Below are 19,552 nucleotides of genomic sequence, written 5' to 3' on the forward strand. Positions count from 1 at the left end.
CGGCGGGCCGCGGCGGCGGGGCCACCGTGCCGCCGTACCGGGCCCGCCGGGTGCCGGAGGCCTACGACAGGGGGCCGGTGACCGTCTCGGCGGCGGTGACGACCGCGTTGGCCGCGACGAGCTGGACCACCGTCTCGATCTCCGGTGCGAGGAAGCGGTCGGGGCCGGGGCCGGGGACGGACTGGCGCAGCGCGTCCACCACGGCCCCGGTCGCCGGGGCGGGCCGCAGCGGAGCGCGCAGGTCCAGGGCCCGCGCGGCGGTGAGGACCTCCACCGCGAGCACCCGGGTGAGGCCGTCCACCGAGCGGCGCAGCTTGCGCGCGGCCGACCAGCCCATGGAGACGTGGTCCTCCTGCATGGCGGAGCTCGGGATGGAGTCGACGCTCGCGGGCGCGGCCAGGCGCTTGAGCTCGGAGACCACCGCCGCCTGGGTGTACTGGGCGATCATGTGGCCGGAGTCGACGCCGGGGTCGTCCGCGAGGAAGGCGGGCAGGCCGTGGCTGCGGGCCACGTCCAGCATGCGGTCGGTGCGGCGCTCGGAGATGCTCGCCATGTCGGCGACCGCGATGGCCAGGAAGTCGAGCACGTAGCCGACGGGGGCTCCGTGGAAGTTGCCGTTGGACTCCACCCGGCCGTCGGCCAGGACCACCGGGTTGTCGATCGCGGAGGCCAGCTCCCGCCCGGCGACCAGGGCGGCGTGTGCCAGGGTGTCGCGGGCGGCCCCGGCGACCTGCGGGGCGCACCTGAGGGAGTACGCGTCCTGGACGCGGGTGCAGGTGCCGTCCCGGTGGGACTCCATGATCTGCGAGCCGCCGAGCAGGGCCCTGAGGTTGGCGGCGCTGGCCGCCTGCCCGGGGTGCGGGCGCAGGGCCTGCAGGTCGGCGGCGAAGACACGGTCGGTGCCCAGGAGCGCCTCCACGCTCATGGCCGCGCTCACGTCGGCGGTTTTGAACAGGCGGGAGAGGTCGTCCATGGCCAGGATGAGCATGCCGAGCATGCCGTCGGTGCCGTTGATGAGCGCGAGCCCCTCCTTGGCCACCAGTTCCACGGGCTCGATGCCCGCCCGCTTGAGCGCCTCCGCGGCGTCGGCCCGCTCCCCCGCGGCGTCGCGGACGACGCCCTCGCCCATGATCGTGAGGGCCACGTGGGAGAGCGGCGCGAGGTCGCCGGAGCAGCCGAGGCTTCCGTACTCGTGCACGACGGGGGTGATCCGCGCGTTGAGCAGGCTCTCCAGCACCTTGGCCGTCTTCGGGCGCACGCCGGTGTGACCGGTGGCCAGGGTGTGCAGGCGCAGCAACATCATCGCCCGGGTGACCTCGGTCTCGACCTCGGGTCCCGACCCGGCGGCGTGCGAGCGTACGAGGGATCGCTGCAGCTGGGCGCGGAGCGAGGGGTCGATGTGCCGGGTGGCGAGGGCGCCGAACCCGGTGGAGACGCCGTAGGCGGGGGTGGGGCTCTCGGCCAGCTCGTCCACCCGGGTGCGGGCCGCCGCCATGGCGGCCACGGCGTCGTCGCCGAGGCGTACGGGGGCACCGTGCCTGGCGACCCTGACGACCTCCTCGAAGCTCAGCGGCTCCGGCCCGATGTTCACGACCTCGTCGTCGCGCATGCTGCCAACTCTCTCGCGTAGGGGGGAGCACTGGTAACTGGTGAAACCCTTGCTGGCTCCTTACATCTCAAGATACCGGTCGTATTCGGTTTGGGGAGTCGCCGGGTATTCGCTAGAGTTCTCACCGTGAGTCCGGGCCGGTCCCGGAGACACGCGGAAGTGGCTCAGTGGTAGAGCATCACCTTGCCAAGGTGAGGGTCGCGGGTTCGAATCCCGTCTTCCGCTCGGAAAAGGGGCATGCGCCCCCCACTCGGTGGAGTGGCCGAGAGGCGAGGCAACGGCCTGCAAAGCCGTCTACACGGGTTCAAATCCCGTCTCCACCTCTGGTTTTCAGCGAGGACGATTAGCTCAGCGGGAGAGCGCTTCCCTGACACGGAAGAGGTCACAGGTTCAATCCCTGTATCGTCCACCACGTTTCAACTGGCAAGAGGGTTCCGGAGTTCCTCCGGGACCCTTTTGATCTTTTGGAAGGTCGTCCCCCTCCGCCCGCCGCGGCTCGGACCGGCCGGGCGGTGCGCTCGGCCGCCGGATCCGCCGGGGCGGACGTCCCCGGATCACCTCCACCGGCGTCGCCCGCCGCGTCGCGCCCCCGACGCCCGGCCCGGCGACCCGGTGACCGGGCGACACCGTGGCCTGGAGTAACGTCTCAGGCACGGTACGTCAGGACGCCGGGCACTCCGTGATCCACGGTCGGGGCGCCCGGCGCCACCGCTTCGGAGCGAAGGGGGCACGGCGATGGCCGACGACGATCCCATTCTCGTCACCGGCGCTGGCGGGGCCATCGGCGGCGTCGGCCGCGCCGTGGTCGGGCTGCTGCGCGGACACGGCCTGCCCGTCCGGGCGATGGCGCACCGCGACGACGAGCGCGCGGACGCGCTGCGCGCCCTCGGGGCCCAGGTCGTGATCGGCGACCTCACCCGGCCCGGCGACGTGGCGGGCGCCCTCGACGGCTGTTCCCGGATGTTCTTCAGCATGAGCGTGTCGCCGTCGTACCTGGAGGCCGCCGCCACCGTCGCGACGGTCGCCCGCGCGGTGGGCGCCCTGGAGGTCCTGATCGGCATCTCGCAGATGACCGTGTCCCAGATGAACGCGCTGAGCACCGAGGAGTCCCACCAGCAGCGGCTGCACTGGCTGTCGGAGCAGGTGCTCGACTGGTCCGGGCTTCCGGTCGTGCACGTCCGGCCCACCTCCTTCCTGGAGAACCCGATGTTCACGACGCTGGCCGCGCGCTCCATCGCCGGCAGCGGGACCATCCGGCTTCCCTTCGGCACCGGCCGCACGTCACCGGTCGCGGCCGGCGACGTCTCGGCCGTCGTCACCACGATCCTGGAGGACCCGCGGCCGCACATCGGGAACGTCTACGAGCTGACCGGACCCCGGTCCCAGGAGATGACCGGTGTCGCCGAGGAGTACTCCCGGGCGCTGGGGAGGAGGATCACCTACGTGGACGTCCCGCTCGACACCTGGGTCGAGGAGGTCCTCTCCCCCGCCGGGCTCCCCTCGCACACCGAGGAGCACATCATCACCATGGCGCGCCTGCACCGCCTGAACCGTTACGACCGGGCGACCAGGGACGTCGAGGCGGTCACCGGAAGGCCCGCGACGACGGTGGAGGAGTTCGTCGCGGAACGGGCCGCCGACTTCACCCGGTGAACACCCGCGCCGCCCGGGTCCGGCCGGCTACGGGCCGCCCGCGGACCGGGGCGCGACCAGGCCCGACTCGTAGGCGAGGACGACGAGCTGGGCACGGTCGCGGGCACCGGTTTTGACCATGGCGCGGCTGACGTGGGTCTTGGCGGTGAACGGGCTGATCACCATGTGCGCGGCGATCTCGTCGTTGCTGAGGCCCCGGGCGACCAGTGCCACGACCTCCCGCTCGCGCCTGGTGAGGACCTTCAGCGCGTCGTCCGTGTCCACGCCGGGGGGCCGGGAGACGTACTGGCCGATCAGCTTGCGGGTGATGGCGGGCGAGAGCAGGGCGTCCCCCCGCGCGGCCACCCGGACACCGTGCAGCAGGTCCTCGGGTTCGGTGTCCTTGACCAGGAAACCGGCCGCGCCCGCGCGCAGGGCGTCGAAGACGTACTCGTCGAGCCCGTAGTTGGTCAGGATCACGACGTGCACCCCGGCCAGGCCCGGGTCGGCGGCGATCCGCCGGGTCGCCTCGATGCCGTCGAGTACGGGCATCTGGATGTCGAGGAGCACGACGTCGGGGACGTGCCGGACGGCCAGCGCGACGCCCCGCAGCCCGTCGGCCGCCTCGGCCACCACCTCGATGTCGTCCTCGGCGTCGAGCAGGGCGCGAAATCCCGCGCGGATGAGCGCCTGGTCGTCGACGAGCAGCATGCGGATCACGGGGCGCCCTCCGGTGAGAGCCCGGCGCGGGCGCGCGTCACGCGGGACCGTCCACGGGGAGCTCGGCGCGGACGCGGAAGCCGCCCTCGGAGCGGGGGCCCGCGCGCAGCCGTCCGCCGAGCGCGGTGACCCTCTCGCGCATGCCGCTCAGCCCGACCCCGGGTACCGGGTCGGTGCCGGGCGCCGCCCTGCCGTCGTCGTCGATCTGCACGGTCAGCTCCTTCGTCCCGTAGGTGATGCGCACCGACGCCACCGCGGGACCGGCGTGCCTGGCGGCGTTGGTGAGCGCCTCCTGGACGATCCGGTACGCGGTGCGGTCGACGTCCGCCGAGAGCGCCCGCCGCTCCCCGTCCACGACCACGGTCGCGGGCAGGCCCGTCGCCCGCGACCGCTCGACCAGTTCGGCGAGGCGGTCGAGCCCGCTGCCGGGCGGCCCGTCGTCCCGCAGCACCTCCAGAGTGGCGCGCAGTTCCCGCATGGCCTCCCCGCTGGCCTCCTGGATGGCGAGCAGCGGCCCGGGCACCTCCTCACCCCGCTTGCGGGCGAGGTGGACCGCGACCCCGGCCTGCACCTTGATCACGGAGATGCTGTGGGTGAGCGAGTCGTGCAGTTCCCTAGCGATCCGCAGCCGTTCCTCGTCCGCGCGGCGGCGGGCCGTCTCCTCGCGGGTGCGTTCCGCCTCGGCGGCGCGGTCCTCCGCCCGTCTCAGGTCGTCCCCGCGGTGGCGGGAGACCACGCCCATGACGCCCGCGGCGACGAACCAGCCGACCAGCAGGCCGGTGGAGTCCCGCGAGACCCCTCCGGATCCGGACGACAGGCCGGCCGCCAGGTCGCCGCCCAGGAACACGGCACTCGCGGCCACCGCGGCGGCGCGGCGGCCCGTCAGGACCGCGGTGTAGACGGCCACCAGCACCGGGAAGGCCGCCGGGGGCCCGGTGCCGGCCCGCACGGAGTAGGCGGTCATGCACACCGCGGTGACCAGCGCGACCACGGCGGGGAAGCGGCGCCGGACCGCGAGCGACAGGGCACCGGCGAGCAGCAGCGCGTACTCGGCCGGCCCGTGCGGGGCGCCCTGCGCGGGCCCGGCGAGCGTGCCCGCCACCAGCAGCAGGGCGATCCCCCCGGCGAGCGCCGCGTCCGGCACCCGCCCGCGATCACCCCGTCCGCGCACCCGAACGCGCCATCCGTGCGCGCGCCCCCGCCACCCGCGCACGTGACGGCGCCATCCGCGCATGCGACTCATGTTCGAACAGTAGACCGGGCGCCGCGTTCGCCGCCTCCTCCGCGGAGAGGGGGCCGGGGCTACTCCCGGTGAAGTAGTCCCGGGGTCGCTACGCCCCCGGTGCCGGGCCCGGGAGCATCCGCCGGTGCGACGCCCGGCGACGGGCGGGTCGGCGACCATCGGCTCACCGGACCGGTCGGCGGAATTCCGGCCACCCACCACGATGGGAACGACGGTAGATGGCGAACACCTTCCGATACGTGACTCCCGTCACGCCCGAGGCCGCGACCGGCCGGATCGCCGATGTCTACGGCCAGGCGGCCACCGACTTCGGCCTCGCGAGGATGCCCGTCCTCATGACGCTCTCCCCCGCGCCCGACCTGCTCGCCGCCACCTGGGCGCTGCTGCGCGAGTCGCTCGTGGCCGGGCCCGCCTCCAGGACGGGCAGGGAGGTGGTCGCGCTCGGCGTGTCCGTGGCCAACCGGTGCCCGTACTGCGTGGCCGCGCACACCACCCTCCTGCACGCCACCGGCGACCACGAACTGGCCGAGGTCGTCGCGCGCGGCGGCACGCCCGCCGACCCCGGGCACGCCGCGCTCCTCGGCTGGGCCACGGCCACCCGCACGGCGGGCACTGCGGGCACTGCGCGGCCGCCCCGCGGGTGGCCGTTCCCCGAGGAGCACACCGCCGAGTACGTCGGCACCGCCCTGGCCTTCCACTTCATCAACCGCATCGCCTCGGCCCTGCTGGCCGACAGCATGCTGCCCGGCAGGCTGCAGGACTCCCGGCTGGTCCGCAGCCTGGGTGGCAGGGTTCTGGCCCGGACCGTACGCAGGCGGCGGCCGGCCGGTGAGAGCCTTCCCCTGCTGGCGGGGCCGGCCACGACCCCGGAGCCCGCCTGGGCGGCGGGCACGCCGGTGGGCGTCGCCTTCGCCGCGCTGCGGGAGGCGGCGGGCGCGGGCCGGGCGCTGCTCGGCGAGCGGGCCCGCGCGGCCGTGCTGGAGACCGTCGGCGGGTGGGACGGCGAGCACCCCGCGATGGGCGGCGGGTGGCCGGCCGGGCCGTCGGCGGGCCTGCCCGGCGCCGACCGGCCGGGGGCGCGGCTCGCCCTGCTCGCCGCGCTGGCGCCGTACCGCGTCACCGACGCCGACGTCGCGGCCTGGCGCGCCGGTCACCCGGACGACGCCGACCTGGTACGGCTGCTCGCGTACGGCGCGATCACCGCTGTCGAAGGCGTCGAGGCGTCGATTCTCCGGGATCCGCCCGCACCGTCCGGAGCAGGATCGCGGCCGACGCCGCCGCCGTCGCCATGAGGGCGGCGCACAGGAGCGCGGCGACCTGCATCCCTCCGGTGAAGGCGGTGCGGGCGACGTCGAGCAGTTCCGCCGCGGCCTGTTCCGGCAGCCGGGCGGCCACCCCGGCCGCCCCGCCCAGTCCCTCCCCGGCCGCCCCCGAGTCGCCGGGGCGCAGGTCTCCGGGGGCCGTGGCGGCGAACCGGTCCCGGTAGACGGCCAGGCCCACGCTGCCCATGATCGCGACGCCGAGCGCCCCGCCGAGCTCGGTGGCGGCCTCCAGGACCGCCGAGGCCGAGCCCGCGCGCTCCGGCGGGGCGGCGTCGACGATCATCCCGGAGGCCAGGGCCTGCACCGCGCCGATCCCCGCTCCCGGCAGGAGCAGTCCGGTGACGAGCAGCCACCGGCCGGAGTCCGCGTCGAGGGTGCTCAGCACCAGGAAACCGGCGGCGGCGAGCGCCATGCCCGCGCCCAGGATGTGCCCGGGGCGGATCCAGCGCGAGATCCCCGCGGCCAGGAGCGAGCCGACGAGTGCCATGCCGGCCGCGGGCAGCGTCAGCAGTCCGGCCACCAGCGGCCGCAGCCCGAGCACCAGCTGCAGGTACTGCGCGACGAAGTAGAACAGGCCCACCAGCGCGAAGACGGCGAGCGTGCTCGTGACCAGCGGCAGGGTGAAACCCCGGTCGGCGAACAGCCGCGTGTCGAGCATGGGGTCGGCCAGGCCGCGCTGCCTGCGCAGGAACGCGGCGCCGAGCGCCAGCCCCGCGGTGACCGCGAGCACCGCCGCCGGAGCCGGGCCGCCGGTGGCGAGCTGCTTGATGCCGTACACGACCGGCAGCACCGCCGCCAGCGACAGCGCGGCACCGGGCAGGTCGAACCCTCCCGAGGCCGGGGCCCGGTGCTCGGGCAGCAGGAAGGGGCCCAGGACCAGCAGCAGGACCATGACCGGAACGCTGATCAGGAAGACCGAGCCCCACCCGAAGCGCTCCAGCAGCCACCCGCCCGCGATCGGCCCGAGCACGCTTCCCCCGGCGAAGCTCGCGGCCCACAGCGCGACGGCCGTCCGGCGCTGCCGCGGGTCGCGGAACATGTCGCGGATCAGCGCCAGGGTCGGCGGCATCAGGCTCGCCGCCGCGGCCCCCTGCAGGGCGCGGGCCGCGATGAGCAGCTCGGCGCTGGGAGCGTACGCGGCGGCGACGGACGTGACGCCGAAGACGGCCGCGCCGATCAGCAGCAGCCTGCGGCGGCCGATCCTGTCACCCAGGGCGCCCATCGCGACCAGCAGACCCGCCAGCAGGAACGCGTAGACGTCGACGATCCACAGCAGCTGGGATCCGGTGGGCGCGAGGTCCGCGCTCAGGAAGGGCAGCGCGAAGTACAGCACCGTCACCGTCACCGAGACGAGCAGCACGGGCAGCACCAGCACCGCGAGCCCGAGCCACTCCCGCCTCCCGGCCGCACCTTTCAGCATGAATCCCGACCTTCCGCGAGTACAACATACGCACTTGGACGCATACATCGTACGCACGGATATCGAAATCCATCAATGATTCGATCGGCGCTCAAGATTCGCGTTTCAAGCTGGCATGGATAGGGCTGCCTTTTCATTCCGCTGGAAATTTCGTCACGTCCACCTCATCCGGCCACGGTAATTACGTCACAAAAACGCGTGCTAGGATTTCGTCACCAACAGCCGGAAGTGACGTAATAGAGCGAGGGCGACGCATGTCGACGTGCGTACAGTGCGGGGAACCCCTGAACGCGGCGCGCCGGGGGCGGCGTCCCCGATACTGCTCGCGGGCGTGCCAGGCGCGGGCGTACCGGACCAGGGCGGCCGAGCGGGCCGCCACCCCGCCCGGGACCTCCCCCGCGCCCGCCCGCGACGCCTCCGGCACGCTCGCACGGGCCGAGGGGGCGAAGCCCGCCGAAGGGGGCGGCCGGGCGGCGGAGACCGAGCCGATGGCGGAGACCGAGCCAACGGCGGAGACCGAGCCGGGGCGCCGTGAGCCGCGGGACGGGCTGAGCACCGGGCGCATCGTCCGCACCGCGATCCGCGTCGCCGACGCCGAGGGACTGGACGCGCTGTCGATGCGCCGCGTCGCGGCCGAACTGGGGGCGGGCACGATGTCGCTGTACCGCTACGTACCGGGCAAGGACACCCTGATCGAGCTGATGGTCGAGGCCGTGTTCGGCGAGAGCCCGCCCCCGGTCCCCCTCCCCGGAGGCTGGCGGGCGGGACTCGAGCTCGCCGCGAGGCGGGAGTGGGCGATGTACTCCAGGCACCCGTGGGTGCTGCGGGTCATCGCCACGCCCCACCCGCCGCTCGGGCCGAACGTGCTGGCCGACGTCGAACGGTCGATGCGGGCCGTCGACGGTCTCGGCCTGGACCTGATGACGACGCACCGGGTGGCCATCATGGTGAGCGCCCACGTGCAGGGTTGGGCCCTGTTGCTCGTCAACGAGGTGGAGAGCGAGCGGCGCACCGGTGTCACCACGAGGCAGTGGCGCGCCCTGCAGGCCCCGATGCTCCAGGAGATCCTGGAGTCCGGCCGGTTCCCGATGCTGTCCAGGCTCCACGGGGAGCGGGGCGACGCGATCGACCTCGACGAGTGGTTCGAGTTCGGGCTGCGGCGCCTCCTCGACGGTCTCGCCGTCCTGATAGAGGGCCACCGGAGAGGACCGGAGGCCCCGGCCGCCGAACCCCCGTGACAGCGAGGCGCCCCCTCAGCCCCGGAGGCCCCGGAGCCTGGCGTAGAGCCGGTTGCACTCCTCGTACGCGGGGAGCAGGCCCTGCCGCCGGGCCTCGGCGAGGGTGGGGGCCTTCGCGTCCTTGTCCGACAGCAGCGGCGCCACCCCCGAGGGCCACTCGATCCCCAGCTCCGGGTCGAGCGGATCGACCCCGTGCTCGCGCCCCGGCGCGTATCCCTCGGAGCAGAGGTACACCACGACCGCGTCGTCGGTCAGCGCCATGAAGGCGTGGCCGAGTCCCTCGGAGACGTAGACGGCCCGGTGGTCCTCGTCGTCCAGGATCACCGAGTCCCACTGCCCGAAGGTGGGCGACCCGACGCGGATGTCCACGACCACATCAAAAACCGCACCTTTGACACATTTAAGGTATTTAGCCTGACTGGGTGGGACGTCGGCGAAATGTACGCCGCGCAACGTCCCCCGGCGTGAGACCGAGTAGTTCGCCTGCGAGAGGGCCAGGGTCTGGCCGGTGGTCTCGCGGAAGGCCTCCAGCCGGAACCACTCGTGGAAACCGCCCCGGTCGTCGAGGAAGACCTTCGGTTCGAACACCCACGCACCCTCGATGCCGAGCGAACGCATGCTCACCTCACCCTTCCGTGGCCCCGCCTCGTCCTGGGGCGGCTCCCGGAGGAACGGCACGCGTGGCGGGTGCTCCCCAGCGGAGTCTTCAGGACCGCCGGCCCGTTGTGAACCCGCCGCCGTGCGCCGTGAGGGCGCGCACGGCCTTCCGCGGGACCCGTTCGGGGCCCCGTGGCCGGGTTGTCCCAGGTGGGCCCCCGTCAGGCCAGTGACCGGCCGGTCTGGCCACTTCCGGCCACCGGAGACGGCGAAGGGGGCCACGCTCCCGCCGGTACGCGACCGTCCCCGGCCCAGGGCACCACCCGTACGGGCGGGCTCCAGGGTGCCGGTCCGCGATCCGGCACCAGGTCTTGGCACGCCCTGCCGGCCGTACGGTGTCTTGGCACGCCCCGGCGGCCGTACGACGTCGAGGACGCGTAACATCGGCGTTCTGCGGCATTTCGATTCCTGCTCACGGACTCACACGGACACAGAGGATCATGAACGACTCCTTCATCCCCGCCGCCCGCGCGGCGGCAGGCAAGGCCGGGCCCGGCGGCACGCGCGCGCGGCTGTCCTCACGGCCGGAGAACGGCCCCGGGCGGCCCGGCACCGCCGCGCCCGCATCGGTGGAGGCGTCATGACGGACCTCCTTCGCAACCCCGTGAAGAACTACGACTGGGGCTCGCGCACGGCGATCGCCACGCTGGCCGGGCGACCCTCCCCCGCGGAGCTGCCCGAGGCGGAGATGTGGTTCGGCACCCACCCGTCCGGCTCCTCGTCGGTGCTGCGCCGGGGGACGTGGCACTCCCTCGCCGAGACGGTGGCCGCCGACCCGGTGTCCGAGCTGGGCGAGGAGACGGTCGAGCGGTTCGGGGCGCGGTTGCCGTACCTGCTGAAGCTGATCGCCGTGGACCTGCCGCTCTCGCTCCAGGTCCACCCCTCGCAGGAGCAGGCGCGAGAGGGGTTCGCCCGGGGCATCTACGTCGACCCGTTCCCCAAGCCGGAGCTGATCTGCGCGCTGACCCCGTTCACCGCGCTGGCCGGGTTCCGTCCTCCCCGGGAGGCGGCGGCTCTCATCGGCGCCCTGGGCGTCGCGGAGCTGGAGCCGGTCGTCGCGCCGCTGGCCGCCGGAGACGCCTCCGCCGCGCTGCGCGCGCTGGTGGAGTGGCCCAAGGACGGCAGGGCGGACCTCGTGGCCGCCGTCACGCGGGCCGCCTCGGCCGTCGGCGGCCCCGACAACGAGCTGGTCGTACGCCTGGCGGGGATCCACCCGGAAGATCCCGCCTGCCTGGCACCGCTGTTCCTGCGGCGCCACGAGCTGCGGCCCGGCGAGGCGCTCTTCCTGGGCGCCGGGGTCCTGCACTGCTACCTGAGCGGGTTCGGTGTGGAGATCATGGGCGGCTCCGACAACGTGCTGCGCGCCGGGCTGACCGGCAAGCCGATGGACGTGGAGGAGCTGCTGCGGGTCACCGACCCCTCGGCCCCGGCCCTGCGGGTCGAGCCGGCCGGCAACCTCTACCGGACCCCCGTCCCCGAGTTCCGTCTCGGTACGGCCGTCCCGGGTTCCGGCCTCACCCTGGAGGGCGGGGTGCCGCGCATCCTGCTGTGCACCGAGGGCGAGATCGAGACCGGCGAGCACACCCTGCGTCCCGGCGAGTCCGTTTTCGTCCCCGCCGCCCACGGGCCCGTCGGGTTGCACGGCTCGGGAACGGTCTTCTGGGCCGAACCCGGAATCGACTGACATGCTCCCCGGCCGTCCCTGAGGGCGCCGGGGGCCGGAGGGCGGGACCGCGCGGGACACCGGGCGGGGCTCTCGGGTTCATACCGGCCTGGTATGGCGGATACACCCCCGAGGCAGGCGGGGCGTCCCCACCAGCGAGGCTGGAGGTATTCGATGACACCGTCCGACGACCTCACGGATCCGGACCTCCGTCTGGAACTGATCCTGGTCGAGGTACTGCACCACGAGGCCGAGCACCTCGCGACCGGCTGAGCGTCCCGGTCCCGGCTCCAACGGGGGGAGCCGGGGGCGGGCGCGGGGATGAAGGGGTGCCGTCCGGTTTCTCCGGTGCCGACCGGCCTGCACCTCACGCCCCCACCCCAAAACACCGCAAGAGGGGCAATCACAATTTCGGCTGTCGCCGCAACTGATATGAGCAGGCGATATACCGCCCATCGAAACGTAACGCGTTGGCGCGAACGCGGGGTGTTATGAGGGAAGGCCTCATGGAACCCTCACCAGGTGGAGTTCACCGTGGAAACCGCGCTGCTCATCATCGCTGTTCTCGCCATATGGGTTATTTCCGATTGGATCCGTAACTACCTATCAAAATGCCGCAAATGCAGCGGATCTGGCACGCTGAAGGCCACCTTCTTCCCTCGCCAGTACCGCCCCTGCCCGCGCTGCAACAAGGGCGAGGTCAGGCACGGATTCGCTCCCAGGAAGTGACCGGGAGACAGGACGTGAGGGATCTCCCGGCGTTCCCGTCCGCTTCCCCCCGGGAGGACACGTCCCGCGGGAGGACACGTCCCGCGGGAGGACGGAACGCCGCCCGGCACCTGACGCGCGCGCGGAGATCTCGCGAGAAGTCCCCGGGCCGGCGAGACGCACGGCTCCCTCCCACCACCGTTCGAACCTTTCTCAGGGGATTGACGTTCCAGCATCGTGAGACTTCTCCGCAGTGTCCGCATCGCCCTGGCCGTGACCGCGGTATGCGCGGCGGCCGCGCTGATCTCGCAGGCCGTGCGCGCCCCGTCGTCCGTGCCCGCGTCGTGCCCGGAACGCTGGGGCGGCGACAGGCCCGGCGGATGGGTGCCCGCCGCCGCCGACCTCGAAGGGGTCGAGGAGTCGCTCGTCCCCGGAGAGCCGGTCACGGCGATGATCTGCGCCTACCCGGGGGACAACGCGCGCCCGGGAGGCGAGCGGCTCGCCGGATCCCGGATCCTGACCGCCGAGGCCGGGGCCATGGCCCGCGACCTGGACTACCTCCCGGTGACCACGGCCGATCCCGGCGGCCCGTGCACGCAGATGGGCGGGGCGACGACCAACTACCTCATCAGGTTCGCCTATCCCCGCGGGGAAGCCCTGTGGGTGGGCAGCGCCGAGGAGGTCAACTCCTGCGTGACGACGACGAACGGCACCGTCGGCAGCCGCTCGTACGTCGGGCCGGACATCACCGCCGCCTACCGGACCGGCACGTGGAACCCCGCGCGGCCGGACGACCCCTGCCACGGGTTCCCCGGGCGCCGGGGCCAGGACGGGCGGATGGTGCCCGGCGAACCCGTCTCGGTCCTGGTCTGCGGGCAGGCCCCGTACGACGGGCGGTCTCCCCGGCTGGAACACGGCAGGCAGGCGGCCGAGGACCTGGCGGCGGCACTGAACTCCCTGGACGCCCGGCCGGGCGAGAACGTGTGCCGCGGAGGCGAGGTCGCACAGGGCGACACCCTCCTGCTCCTGTTCGGCTACCGGGAAGGACCGCCCGCGGCCGTCCGGATCCTGACCGCCTGCGACCCCGGTGTCGACAACGGGCTGCTCCAGGCGAACCTCGACGCGAACGCCCGCGACCAGGTGAAACGGCTCGCGCCACCGGCCTAGACACCGACCTGGACACCGGCCGCCGCACCGGGCGCGACGGCGGACGAGGGGGCGGGCGTCCCCGTCGCCGCGTCGAGACCACACCCCGGGCCCCTGGATAGGGTGGCCGGGCCGGCTCCCGCCGAGGAGCCGGTTTCCCCCTGTTTCTCGTGCACCGGCGGGAGGCCGCGCGGCGTGACCGTGATCGACGAGGTGACCCTGTTGCGGGCCTGCGTGGAGGGCCGGGTCCTGCGGGCGCGAGACGGCGAGGAACTCGTCGTCGAGGGCCGCCTGGTCCGTGAGCTGTGCCGGCGCGGCCGCGAGGAGATAGACCCGCGCGGGCCGGCGATCCACGGCGCGAGAATCGCCGGCGACCTCGACCTGAGCGGGATGGAGGTGCCCTTCCCCCTGCGTTTCACCGGCTGCGTGTTCGACCGGCCCGTTCTGCTGGAGGGGGCCGACCTGCACCTGCTGGTGTTGGACGGCTGCACGGTGCCGGGCATCCTGGCCAACGGGCTGCGGGTCCGCCGCGACCTGGACCTGTCCAGGTCGCGCGTCACCGGTGACCTGTGGACCTCGGCCAGCACCTCCCGCAGCGCGGCCGTCTGGCTGTGCGAGTCGGAGATCGGCGGGCGCCTGCTCTGCCTGGACACGGTCATCGACTCCGCGATGCGGGCGGTCCAGGCCGACCGGATGCGGGTCGGCGGGACGATCCGGCTGCTGCACGGCTTCGAGGCACGCGGCGGGATGCGGCTGCTGGGGGTCCAGGTGGCGGGCTCGCTCGACCTGACCGGCGCCCGGCTGACCCGTCCCGACCGCGGGCTGGCCCTGGACCTGGGCGACGCGCAGATCGGCGGCAGCGTCTTCCTCATCGACGACCAGACGGGCCGCCGCCCGCTGATCCGCGGCCGCGTCGACCTGGGCAACGCCCGGATCTCCGGCCAGTTCCTGATCCGCGACGCCACCCTCGAGCCCACCGGGGCGATCAGCGGCGCCGGATACTCCAGCAGGCGCGACGGCGGGACCGCGATCAGCGCCCCCGGCCTTTTCGTGGGCGGGGATCTCAGCGTCGAGGGCGAGTGCCGGATCGGCGGCGGCGTGGACCTTTCCATGGGCTCCTTCAGCACCGTGCGGATCCACCGGGGGTGCGAGCTCACGGTCGGCGGAGGGCGCGCCCTCGACCTGACCAACGCCGAGGTGCGCTCCAGCCTCGTCATCGAGGAGGGGACGGCGGTCCAGGGCACGCTGCGCCTGGCGGGGGCGCACATCAGGGGCGGCCTCGTTCTCCGGGGAACCCGGTGGAGCCTGCCGGAGAGGAACTCGCTCATCGCGGCCCAGGGCGTGGTCGTCGACAGCATGGTGGACCTGCGGGAGATGGAGGCCGTCGGCGGCAGGCTGCGGTTCCGCTCCGCGACGATCGGCGGCGCCCTGGACGCCCACCACGCCCGGCTGCGCAACCCGGGCGGCGAGGCGCTCCTGCTCCAGCAGGCGGTGGTACGGGGATCGATCCTGCTCAAGGAGGGCTTCGTCGCCGAGGGCCGGGTGCTGCTGAACCGGTGCGCGGTGGAGGGGCGGATCGACTGCGAGCGCGGCACCTTCGCCGGAGGGATCGAGGCGGTGTCGGCCACGGCGCGCGGCGGCATGCGCCTGCGCTGGGCCGAGGTCCCGCCGCTGGTGGACCTGACCGGCGCGTCCACCACGCTTCTCGCCGACGACCCGGCCGGGTGGCCGCGAAACTCGATGATCGCGGGATTCGTCTACGACCGCTTCGACGGCGCCTGGGACTGGCGGGCCCGCCGCGACTGGCTGCGCGGGATGGTCCCCTTCGACGCCGGCCCGTACGAGCAGGCGGCCAGGGTGTTCCGCCAGCACGGCCACCCCGCGGAGGCCGAACGGCTGCTCATCGAGCAGCGCCGGCAGGCCAGGCGGGCGCCGTCGCCGGAGGGCCGATCGCCGCGCCGGATGGTCAGGAACGCCCGCGACCTGCTCTACGGGCTCACCGTCGGCTACGGCTACCGGCCGGGCCGGGTGCTGTGGCTGCTGGGCGCCCTGCTCGCCCTGGTCGGCGTCATGATGCTGAGCCCCGCGGTCCAGGAGACCCTGCGGGCCACCGATCCGCGCGGGAACGTCTACGCGGTGGACGGCAGGCTGGTCACCGTGGACGACGTGGCGGCGCCGGCGGACGGCACGGCGACCGCGGCGGGGCGCGGCGCCCGTCCCGGGCCGTGCGGGGACGGGCAGGTGCGCTGCTTCGACCCGCTGTTCTACACGGTGGACACCGTCGTACCGCTCATCTCGCTGGGCCAGCGCGCGACGTGGTACCCCGAGACGCGCAGCCGGGCGGGAGCGCTGGCCTCGGCGCTGCTGAACGTGGCCGGCCTGCTGGGCTGGCTGCTGTCGACGGTCGTCGTGCTCTCCTTCGCCCGGCTCGCCAGACCGGCGTGAGCCCCGGAGCGGCCCCGGCCCTGTTTCCCGGCACTGTCCCCCGGCACTGTCCCCCGACACTGTCCCCCCGGCACTGTCCCCCCGGCACTGTCCCCGGCCCGGCCCCGGCACGTGACCGGGGCCGTCGAATCGGCAGGGACCTGATCAGCCGAGCCCGCCGGGCAGGCCCGCCTGGATGGCGGCCAGCACCGCCTCGTGCACCTCCTCGCCGGTGTGCCCGGCCAGCGGGGCGGGACTGCCGGTCAGGGTGTACCACTCCTCCGCGCCGAGGTACTGCACCGCGACGTGGGCCTGGTCGTCGTGGACCTCGGTGCGGACGACGAGATCACCGGCGATGACCCCCACCTCGTCGGTCATCACCCCGCCGGGCCCGGCGAGCACCTGGTTGTCGTAGTGTTCGCGGCCCGTCACGTCGCTCACCTACGACCCTCGCCGGCCGGCTGGGGCCGGCAGGTGTCGAGCATCTCGGCGAGGGCGGCCTTCTCCTCGGCGGTGACGGTGAGGCGATAGTGGTACTTCACATCCGCCCAGGCCCGGGCGTACATGCAGCGGGAGGCGGCGAGCGGCGGCCTCCACGACTCGGGCCCCCGGTCGTCCCTGTCCTTGTTCGACGCGGCGGAGACGGCGAGCAGCTGCGGCCGCTCCAGATCGTTGGCGAAACTCTCGCGCTCGGCGTCGGTCCAGGTGTCTGCGCCGGAGCGCCAGGCGTTGGCCGGGGGCACGATGTGGCTGACATCGACGTCGTCGGCCGAGCTGAGGGTGCGCCCGTCGTAGGCCGAGTACCAGGAGCCCGACACCGCCCGGCAGTCGTCGTCGCGCTGCACGTTCTGGCCGTCGCGCGCCAGCACGGTCTCGCGGGCGTCACAGGCCGCGGCGCGCGTACTCCAGTGCGGGAAGCGGTCCCGGCTGTAGCCGGCCGTCGACCGCGGCTCCGCGACGGTCAGCAGGTTCAGCTCGGCGCGGGCGATCGGCGGGACTGACGGCTCGGGCAGCTTGACCGCGGCGGCCGCCGGCCCGGCGAGGGTGACGAGGAGGGCGGGCAGGGCTGTGAGAGCGGCGGCCGTGCGGCGCCATTGTCGTGTCGGCATGTGCCACCACTACCAGCAGTGATCGCCATGAGTGACGAGAAACGCCGCCGCCGACACGGAGAGTGTTGGATCTGTGAGAGAACATTCCCTCCCCGCGGGGACGGCCGGCCGGGGGCTCACCGCGTCCGGCGATCGTGAGCACGGGGTCGACGGCGGGGAAAGTCCCGGCAAGGGGCGGAGATTTATTGATCAAGCGCGGTGTGGGGCCGGGTGATCGGCAGGAGAGGAGTCCTAGAAGAGCGTTGGAGCCGTGACGGTCACGGCCCGCAGGGCCCAGGAGGAACCCGTGCGACGCTTCTTCACCAGGATCGGCTGTCTGGCTGCCGTGGCGATGCTCGCCACCATGATGGCCGCGCCCGCTCAGGCCGCGCCCACACCGCGTGCCTGCGCGGCTCCCCTTTCCGTCCAGGCCGGCCCCGCCGGGACCGGTGCGCCCTCGCCGGCCGCCGCGACCGAGTCGGCCTACTTCACGATGACGACCGTCGGCTCCCGCGAGCCGCTCGTCATCAAGCTCACCGACCCCGCGAAGATCGAGCACGCCCGGCGGATCATCAGCGGCCAGGAGACCTCGAGGACGCACGTCATGGGCCGGATCATCAAGAGGCCGGCCCCGTACAACCCCGCCTACGGCTTCCACCTCGACCCGAACACGATCGACTTCTTCGAGATGGCCATCGAGGTCTGCGACGCGACGCTCTCCTACGTCGAGGACCACCTCGACGAGGCGTGCGGCGCCTTCCTGCCGGGTTGCGTCTTCTGCCCCTGGAGCTCCAAGCTCGTCGCCGAGGTTCCCGCCCCCTGATTCGCGCCCGCCGGTTCCCGCGGCCGGTCGCCCACGTCCCGTCGCGGGACCCGTCCCGTCTAGGAGCCCGGCGAGGGACCCGGCGAGGGACCCGGCGAGGGACCCGGCGAGGGACCCGGCGAGGCGCCGTCACATCTCCCGGTCGCGCGAGGTCGTGGGGATCAGCACCTTCTTCGCCCTCGCCATCAGCGTGAGCGCCACCGCCACGAAGGCGAGCGCGAGCAAGGTGAAGGCGGTGAGCGACAGCTGGTCCGTCCAGCCGAGCAGCCGCGGCGACGCCGTCGAGACGGCGAAGAACGCGAAGAACAGCATGGACCACGCGTACGGCCTCACCTGCAGGACCTTGCCCGGTCCGGAGATCGCGCGCGGAGCCCGGCCCGTCACCAGCACGTGAACGCCGTGCGCGGCCAGCACGCATCCGGTCGCCAAAAGAGCCCAGCTGAACGCGACCGACAGTGTGTGAACGCTCATCGGGATCGCACCTCCCTCGCCGCCGACGGTGAGCGGAAACGGCATTTCCCAGCTTCGGCCGCCTGCCCCGTGAAAGGTGCGGCAAACCAGCGAAAGGTGCGGCGAACCATCCGCCCGTACGGCGGCGCGGCCCCGGCCCGTCTTTTCCCGCCCCGGCGGGGTTTTCCGCCCGGCCGCTTCCGGCTCGGCCCCGTCCATGTCGCCGGTCCCGGCCGCCCCGGAAAACGGGATGAGGCCGCCGAAGCCGATCGGTGTTCTCATTTCATCAGGTCGGGATGGAGCAGCGGTAGCTCGGCGGGCTCATAATCCGTAGGTCGCAGGTTCGAATCCTGCTCCCGATACTCTCGACACGCGGCGGCCACCGCTCCCGCGTGTTCGGTGGCCCAGGACGATCGAGCGCATTCCGGCTCTAGCCGGAATGCTCGACGATGATCACAACATTTCCCGTTTTCTGGCCCGTCTCGACGTACCGGTGCGCCTCGACGATCTCGTCCAGTGGATATCGGCGGTCGATGACCGGCTTGAAATCGCCGGACTCGATGAGCCCCTTGAAATAGCGCGCCATCTCCGGTTCGTCCTGCTTCGGGATGGGAAACATGACCTTCCTGCCGCCGAACAGCGGGGTGACAAGCGCCAGAATCAGATTCTGCGACAGGGTGCCCAGGTCCGACGCGAGATAGATCCCGCGCGGTTTCAGCAGCCGCCTGCACCGGCCGAACGAGCTCTTGCCGACCGCGTCGATGACGGCGTCGTACTTCCGCTTGTCCTTCGTGAAGTCCTCGGCCGTGTAGTCGACGACCCTGTCGGCCCCCAGTCCCCTGACCAGCTCGAGGTTCCTCGTGTCGCAGACCGCGGTCACGCCGGCGCCGAGCCCCTTCAGGAGTTGCACCGCCGCCGAGCCGATCGCCCCGCTCGCGCCGTAGACGAGGACGTCCTGCCCGCTCCGGATCCCCGCCGTCCTGATGATCGTGAGGGCGTAGTGCGAACCTTCGGTGCTGGGAGCGGCCTCCGCGTAGGTCAGGCCCTCCGGCATGATCGCCAGCGCGCCGTCCTGGGGGATCGACATGTACTGGGCGTGTGCCCCGAACGAACGGTCGTTGTATCCGAACACCCTGTCGCCGATTTCGAAGGAGGTGACACCGGCGCCCACCGCCTCGACTTCTCCCGCGAACTCGTTTCCGAGAATTCTCAGCTTCGGCCTGACAAGCCCGGTGAAGAATCTCCAGATGAAGGGCTTCGCCGCGCGTAACGCGCAGTCCGTGCGATTGACCGTCGTCGCGTGGACCTTGATGAGGAGCTCGCCGTCTTTGACCACCGGCTTCTCCGCCTCCGCGAAACGAACCACTTCCGGTGGGCCATATCTGGTGCGGACCGCAGCCTTCATAACT

General features: G+C 73.0%; 18 protein-coding genes and 4 tRNA genes. 13 read left to right on the plus strand and 9 right to left on the minus strand.

Going from position 1 to position 19,552, the window contains the following annotated elements; all coding sequences use genetic code 11:
* Positions 1 to 61: 61 nt before the first annotated feature.
* Entirely contained in the window at positions 62 to 1,609 is a 1,548-nt protein-coding gene (gene hutH, locus AB0F88_RS00395; RefSeq protein ID WP_362675687.1) for a histidine ammonia-lyase, read from the minus strand.
* Positions 1,610 to 1,762: 153 nt separating this feature from the next.
* Here hutH and AB0F88_RS00400 point away from each other — a divergent pair.
* The 4 genes from AB0F88_RS00400 (at position 1,763) to AB0F88_RS00415 (ending at position 3,262) form a co-directional block, all read left to right on the plus strand.
* Positions 1,763 to 1,834, plus strand: a tRNA-Gly gene (locus tag AB0F88_RS00400).
* Between the two features lie 27 nt (positions 1,835 to 1,861).
* Positions 1,862 to 1,932: transfer RNA gene (locus AB0F88_RS00405), tRNA-Cys, on the plus strand.
* Between the two features lie 14 nt (positions 1,933 to 1,946).
* Positions 1,947 to 2,021: transfer RNA gene (locus AB0F88_RS00410), tRNA-Val, on the plus strand.
* A gap of 323 nt (positions 2,022 to 2,344) precedes the next feature.
* Entirely contained in the window at positions 2,345 to 3,262 is a 918-nt protein-coding gene (locus tag AB0F88_RS00415) for an NAD(P)H-binding protein (RefSeq protein ID WP_362675690.1), read from the plus strand.
* Positions 3,263 to 3,289: 27 nt separating this feature from the next.
* Here the strand turns inward: AB0F88_RS00415 and AB0F88_RS00420 are convergent, their stop codons facing one another.
* Both AB0F88_RS00420 and AB0F88_RS00425 read right to left on the minus strand, forming a co-directional pair.
* A complete protein-coding gene (locus AB0F88_RS00420; RefSeq protein ID WP_362675693.1) occupies positions 3,290 to 3,961 on the minus strand; it encodes a response regulator transcription factor in 672 nt (223 codons plus the stop codon).
* A gap of 37 nt (positions 3,962 to 3,998) precedes the next feature.
* Positions 3,999 to 5,204 (minus strand): sensor histidine kinase, encoded by a 1,206-nt coding sequence (locus AB0F88_RS00425; protein WP_362675696.1) that lies wholly within the window; start codon positions 5,202 to 5,204, stop codon positions 3,999 to 4,001.
* Between the two features lie 239 nt (positions 5,205 to 5,443).
* Between AB0F88_RS00425 and AB0F88_RS00430 the strand changes: the two genes are divergently transcribed.
* Positions 5,444 to 6,496, plus strand: coding sequence for a carboxymuconolactone decarboxylase family protein (locus AB0F88_RS00430; protein ID WP_362675699.1), 1,053 nt, complete (start codon positions 5,444 to 5,446; stop codon positions 6,494 to 6,496).
* Here AB0F88_RS00430 and AB0F88_RS00435 read toward each other — a convergent pair.
* Positions 6,402 to 7,946, minus strand: coding sequence for an MFS transporter (locus AB0F88_RS00435; RefSeq protein WP_362675702.1), 1,545 nt, complete (start codon positions 7,944 to 7,946; stop codon positions 6,402 to 6,404). The genes AB0F88_RS00430 and AB0F88_RS00435 overlap by 95 nt on opposite strands.
* Before the next feature lie 254 nt (positions 7,947 to 8,200).
* Here AB0F88_RS00435 and AB0F88_RS00440 point away from each other — a divergent pair, with 254 nt between their 5' ends.
* Entirely contained in the window at positions 8,201 to 9,184 is a 984-nt protein-coding gene (locus AB0F88_RS00440; RefSeq protein WP_362675705.1) for a TetR/AcrR family transcriptional regulator, read from the plus strand.
* Positions 9,185 to 9,199: 15 nt separating this feature from the next.
* On the opposite strand, the gene rfbC is transcribed toward AB0F88_RS00440, so the two are convergent.
* Positions 9,200 to 9,802, minus strand: a complete 603-nt coding sequence (gene rfbC / locus AB0F88_RS00445) for a dTDP-4-dehydrorhamnose 3,5-epimerase (RefSeq protein WP_362677875.1) — start codon at positions 9,800 to 9,802, stop codon at positions 9,200 to 9,202.
* Between the two features lie 479 nt (positions 9,803 to 10,281).
* Between rfbC and AB0F88_RS00450 the strand changes: the two genes are divergently transcribed.
* The 5 genes from AB0F88_RS00450 (at position 10,282) to AB0F88_RS00470 (ending at position 15,803) form a co-directional block, all read left to right on the plus strand.
* Positions 10,282 to 10,425 (plus strand): hypothetical protein, encoded by a 144-nt coding sequence (locus AB0F88_RS00450; RefSeq protein ID WP_362675708.1) that lies wholly within the window; start codon positions 10,282 to 10,284, stop codon positions 10,423 to 10,425.
* Positions 10,422 to 11,525, plus strand: coding sequence for a mannose-6-phosphate isomerase, class I (gene manA / locus AB0F88_RS00455; protein WP_362675711.1), 1,104 nt, complete (start codon positions 10,422 to 10,424; stop codon positions 11,523 to 11,525). The genes AB0F88_RS00450 and manA overlap by 4 nt, the downstream gene beginning before the upstream one ends.
* Before the next feature lie 501 nt (positions 11,526 to 12,026).
* Positions 12,027 to 12,233: a hypothetical protein gene (locus AB0F88_RS00460; protein ID WP_362675714.1), complete on the plus strand. Its 207-nt coding sequence runs from the start codon at positions 12,027 to 12,029 to the stop codon at positions 12,231 to 12,233.
* Between the two features lie 216 nt (positions 12,234 to 12,449).
* The gene (locus tag AB0F88_RS00465) at positions 12,450 to 13,379 is read left to right on the plus strand and encodes a hypothetical protein (protein WP_362675717.1); all 930 of its coding nucleotides are present in this window, start codon (positions 12,450 to 12,452) and stop codon (positions 13,377 to 13,379) included.
* Positions 13,380 to 13,553: 174 nt separating this feature from the next.
* Positions 13,554 to 15,803: a hypothetical protein gene (locus AB0F88_RS00470; protein WP_362675720.1), complete on the plus strand. Its 2,250-nt coding sequence runs from the start codon at positions 13,554 to 13,556 to the stop codon at positions 15,801 to 15,803.
* Positions 15,804 to 15,947: 144 nt separating this feature from the next.
* On the opposite strand, the gene AB0F88_RS00475 is transcribed toward AB0F88_RS00470, so the two are convergent.
* Positions 15,948 to 16,223 carry a hypothetical protein gene (locus tag AB0F88_RS00475; RefSeq protein WP_362675722.1) on the minus strand — a complete coding sequence of 92 codons (276 nt, stop codon included), beginning with the start codon at positions 16,221 to 16,223 and terminating at the stop codon, positions 15,948 to 15,950.
* Positions 16,220 to 16,891, minus strand: a complete 672-nt coding sequence (locus AB0F88_RS00480; protein ID WP_362675725.1) for a DUF1524 domain-containing protein — start codon at positions 16,889 to 16,891, stop codon at positions 16,220 to 16,222. Before AB0F88_RS00480 ends, AB0F88_RS00475 begins: the two co-directional genes overlap by 4 nt.
* Before the next feature lie 250 nt (positions 16,892 to 17,141).
* Between AB0F88_RS00480 and AB0F88_RS00485 the strand changes: the two genes are divergently transcribed.
* Positions 17,142 to 17,693: a calmodulin-binding protein gene (locus AB0F88_RS00485; protein ID WP_362675728.1), complete on the plus strand. Its 552-nt coding sequence runs from the start codon at positions 17,142 to 17,144 to the stop codon at positions 17,691 to 17,693.
* A gap of 129 nt (positions 17,694 to 17,822) precedes the next feature.
* On the opposite strand, the gene AB0F88_RS00490 is transcribed toward AB0F88_RS00485, so the two are convergent.
* Positions 17,823 to 18,164, minus strand: a complete 342-nt coding sequence (locus tag AB0F88_RS00490; protein ID WP_362675731.1) for a hypothetical protein — start codon at positions 18,162 to 18,164, stop codon at positions 17,823 to 17,825.
* Positions 18,165 to 18,433: 269 nt separating this feature from the next.
* Here AB0F88_RS00490 and AB0F88_RS00495 point away from each other — a divergent pair.
* Positions 18,434 to 18,505: transfer RNA gene (locus tag AB0F88_RS00495), tRNA-Met, on the plus strand.
* A gap of 68 nt (positions 18,506 to 18,573) precedes the next feature.
* Here the strand turns inward: AB0F88_RS00495 and AB0F88_RS00500 are convergent.
* Positions 18,574 to 19,548 carry an NAD(P)-dependent alcohol dehydrogenase gene (locus tag AB0F88_RS00500; protein ID WP_362675734.1) on the minus strand — a complete coding sequence of 325 codons (975 nt, stop codon included), beginning with the start codon at positions 19,546 to 19,548 and terminating at the stop codon, positions 18,574 to 18,576.
* Positions 19,549 to 19,552 lie beyond the last annotated feature (4 nt).

This window comes from Streptosporangium sp. NPDC023963 (assembly GCF_040639135.1).
In the GTDB taxonomy this organism is placed as follows: domain Bacteria; phylum Actinomycetota; class Actinomycetes; order Streptosporangiales; family Streptosporangiaceae; genus Streptosporangium.

Coding starts and splice junctions, on each gene's coding strand:
- hutH (WP_362675687.1), bottom strand. CDS start 1,609: ATGCGCGACGACGAGGTCGTGAACATCGGGCCGGAGCCGCTGAGCTTC.
- AB0F88_RS00415 (WP_362675690.1), top strand. CDS start 2,345: ATGGCCGACGACGATCCCATTCTCGTCACCGGCGCTGGCGGGGCCATC.
- AB0F88_RS00425 (WP_362675696.1), bottom strand. CDS start 5,204: ATGAGTCGCATGCGCGGATGGCGCCGTCACGTGCGCGGGTGGCGGGGG.
- AB0F88_RS00435 (WP_362675702.1), bottom strand. CDS start 7,946: ATGCTGAAAGGTGCGGCCGGGAGGCGGGAGTGGCTCGGGCTCGCGGTG.
- AB0F88_RS00440 (WP_362675705.1), top strand. CDS start 8,201: ATGTCGACGTGCGTACAGTGCGGGGAACCCCTGAACGCGGCGCGCCGG.
- rfbC (WP_362677875.1), bottom strand. CDS start 9,802: ATGCGTTCGCTCGGCATCGAGGGTGCGTGGGTGTTCGAACCGAAGGTC.
- AB0F88_RS00450 (WP_362675708.1), top strand. CDS start 10,282: ATGAACGACTCCTTCATCCCCGCCGCCCGCGCGGCGGCAGGCAAGGCC.
- manA (WP_362675711.1), top strand. CDS start 10,422: ATGACGGACCTCCTTCGCAACCCCGTGAAGAACTACGACTGGGGCTCG.
- AB0F88_RS00480 (WP_362675725.1), bottom strand. CDS start 16,891: ATGCCGACACGACAATGGCGCCGCACGGCCGCCGCTCTCACAGCCCTG.
- AB0F88_RS00490 (WP_362675731.1), bottom strand. CDS start 18,164: ATGAGCGTTCACACACTGTCGGTCGCGTTCAGCTGGGCTCTTTTGGCG.
- AB0F88_RS00500 (WP_362675734.1), bottom strand. CDS start 19,548: ATGAAGGCTGCGGTCCGCACCAGATATGGCCCACCGGAAGTGGTTCGT.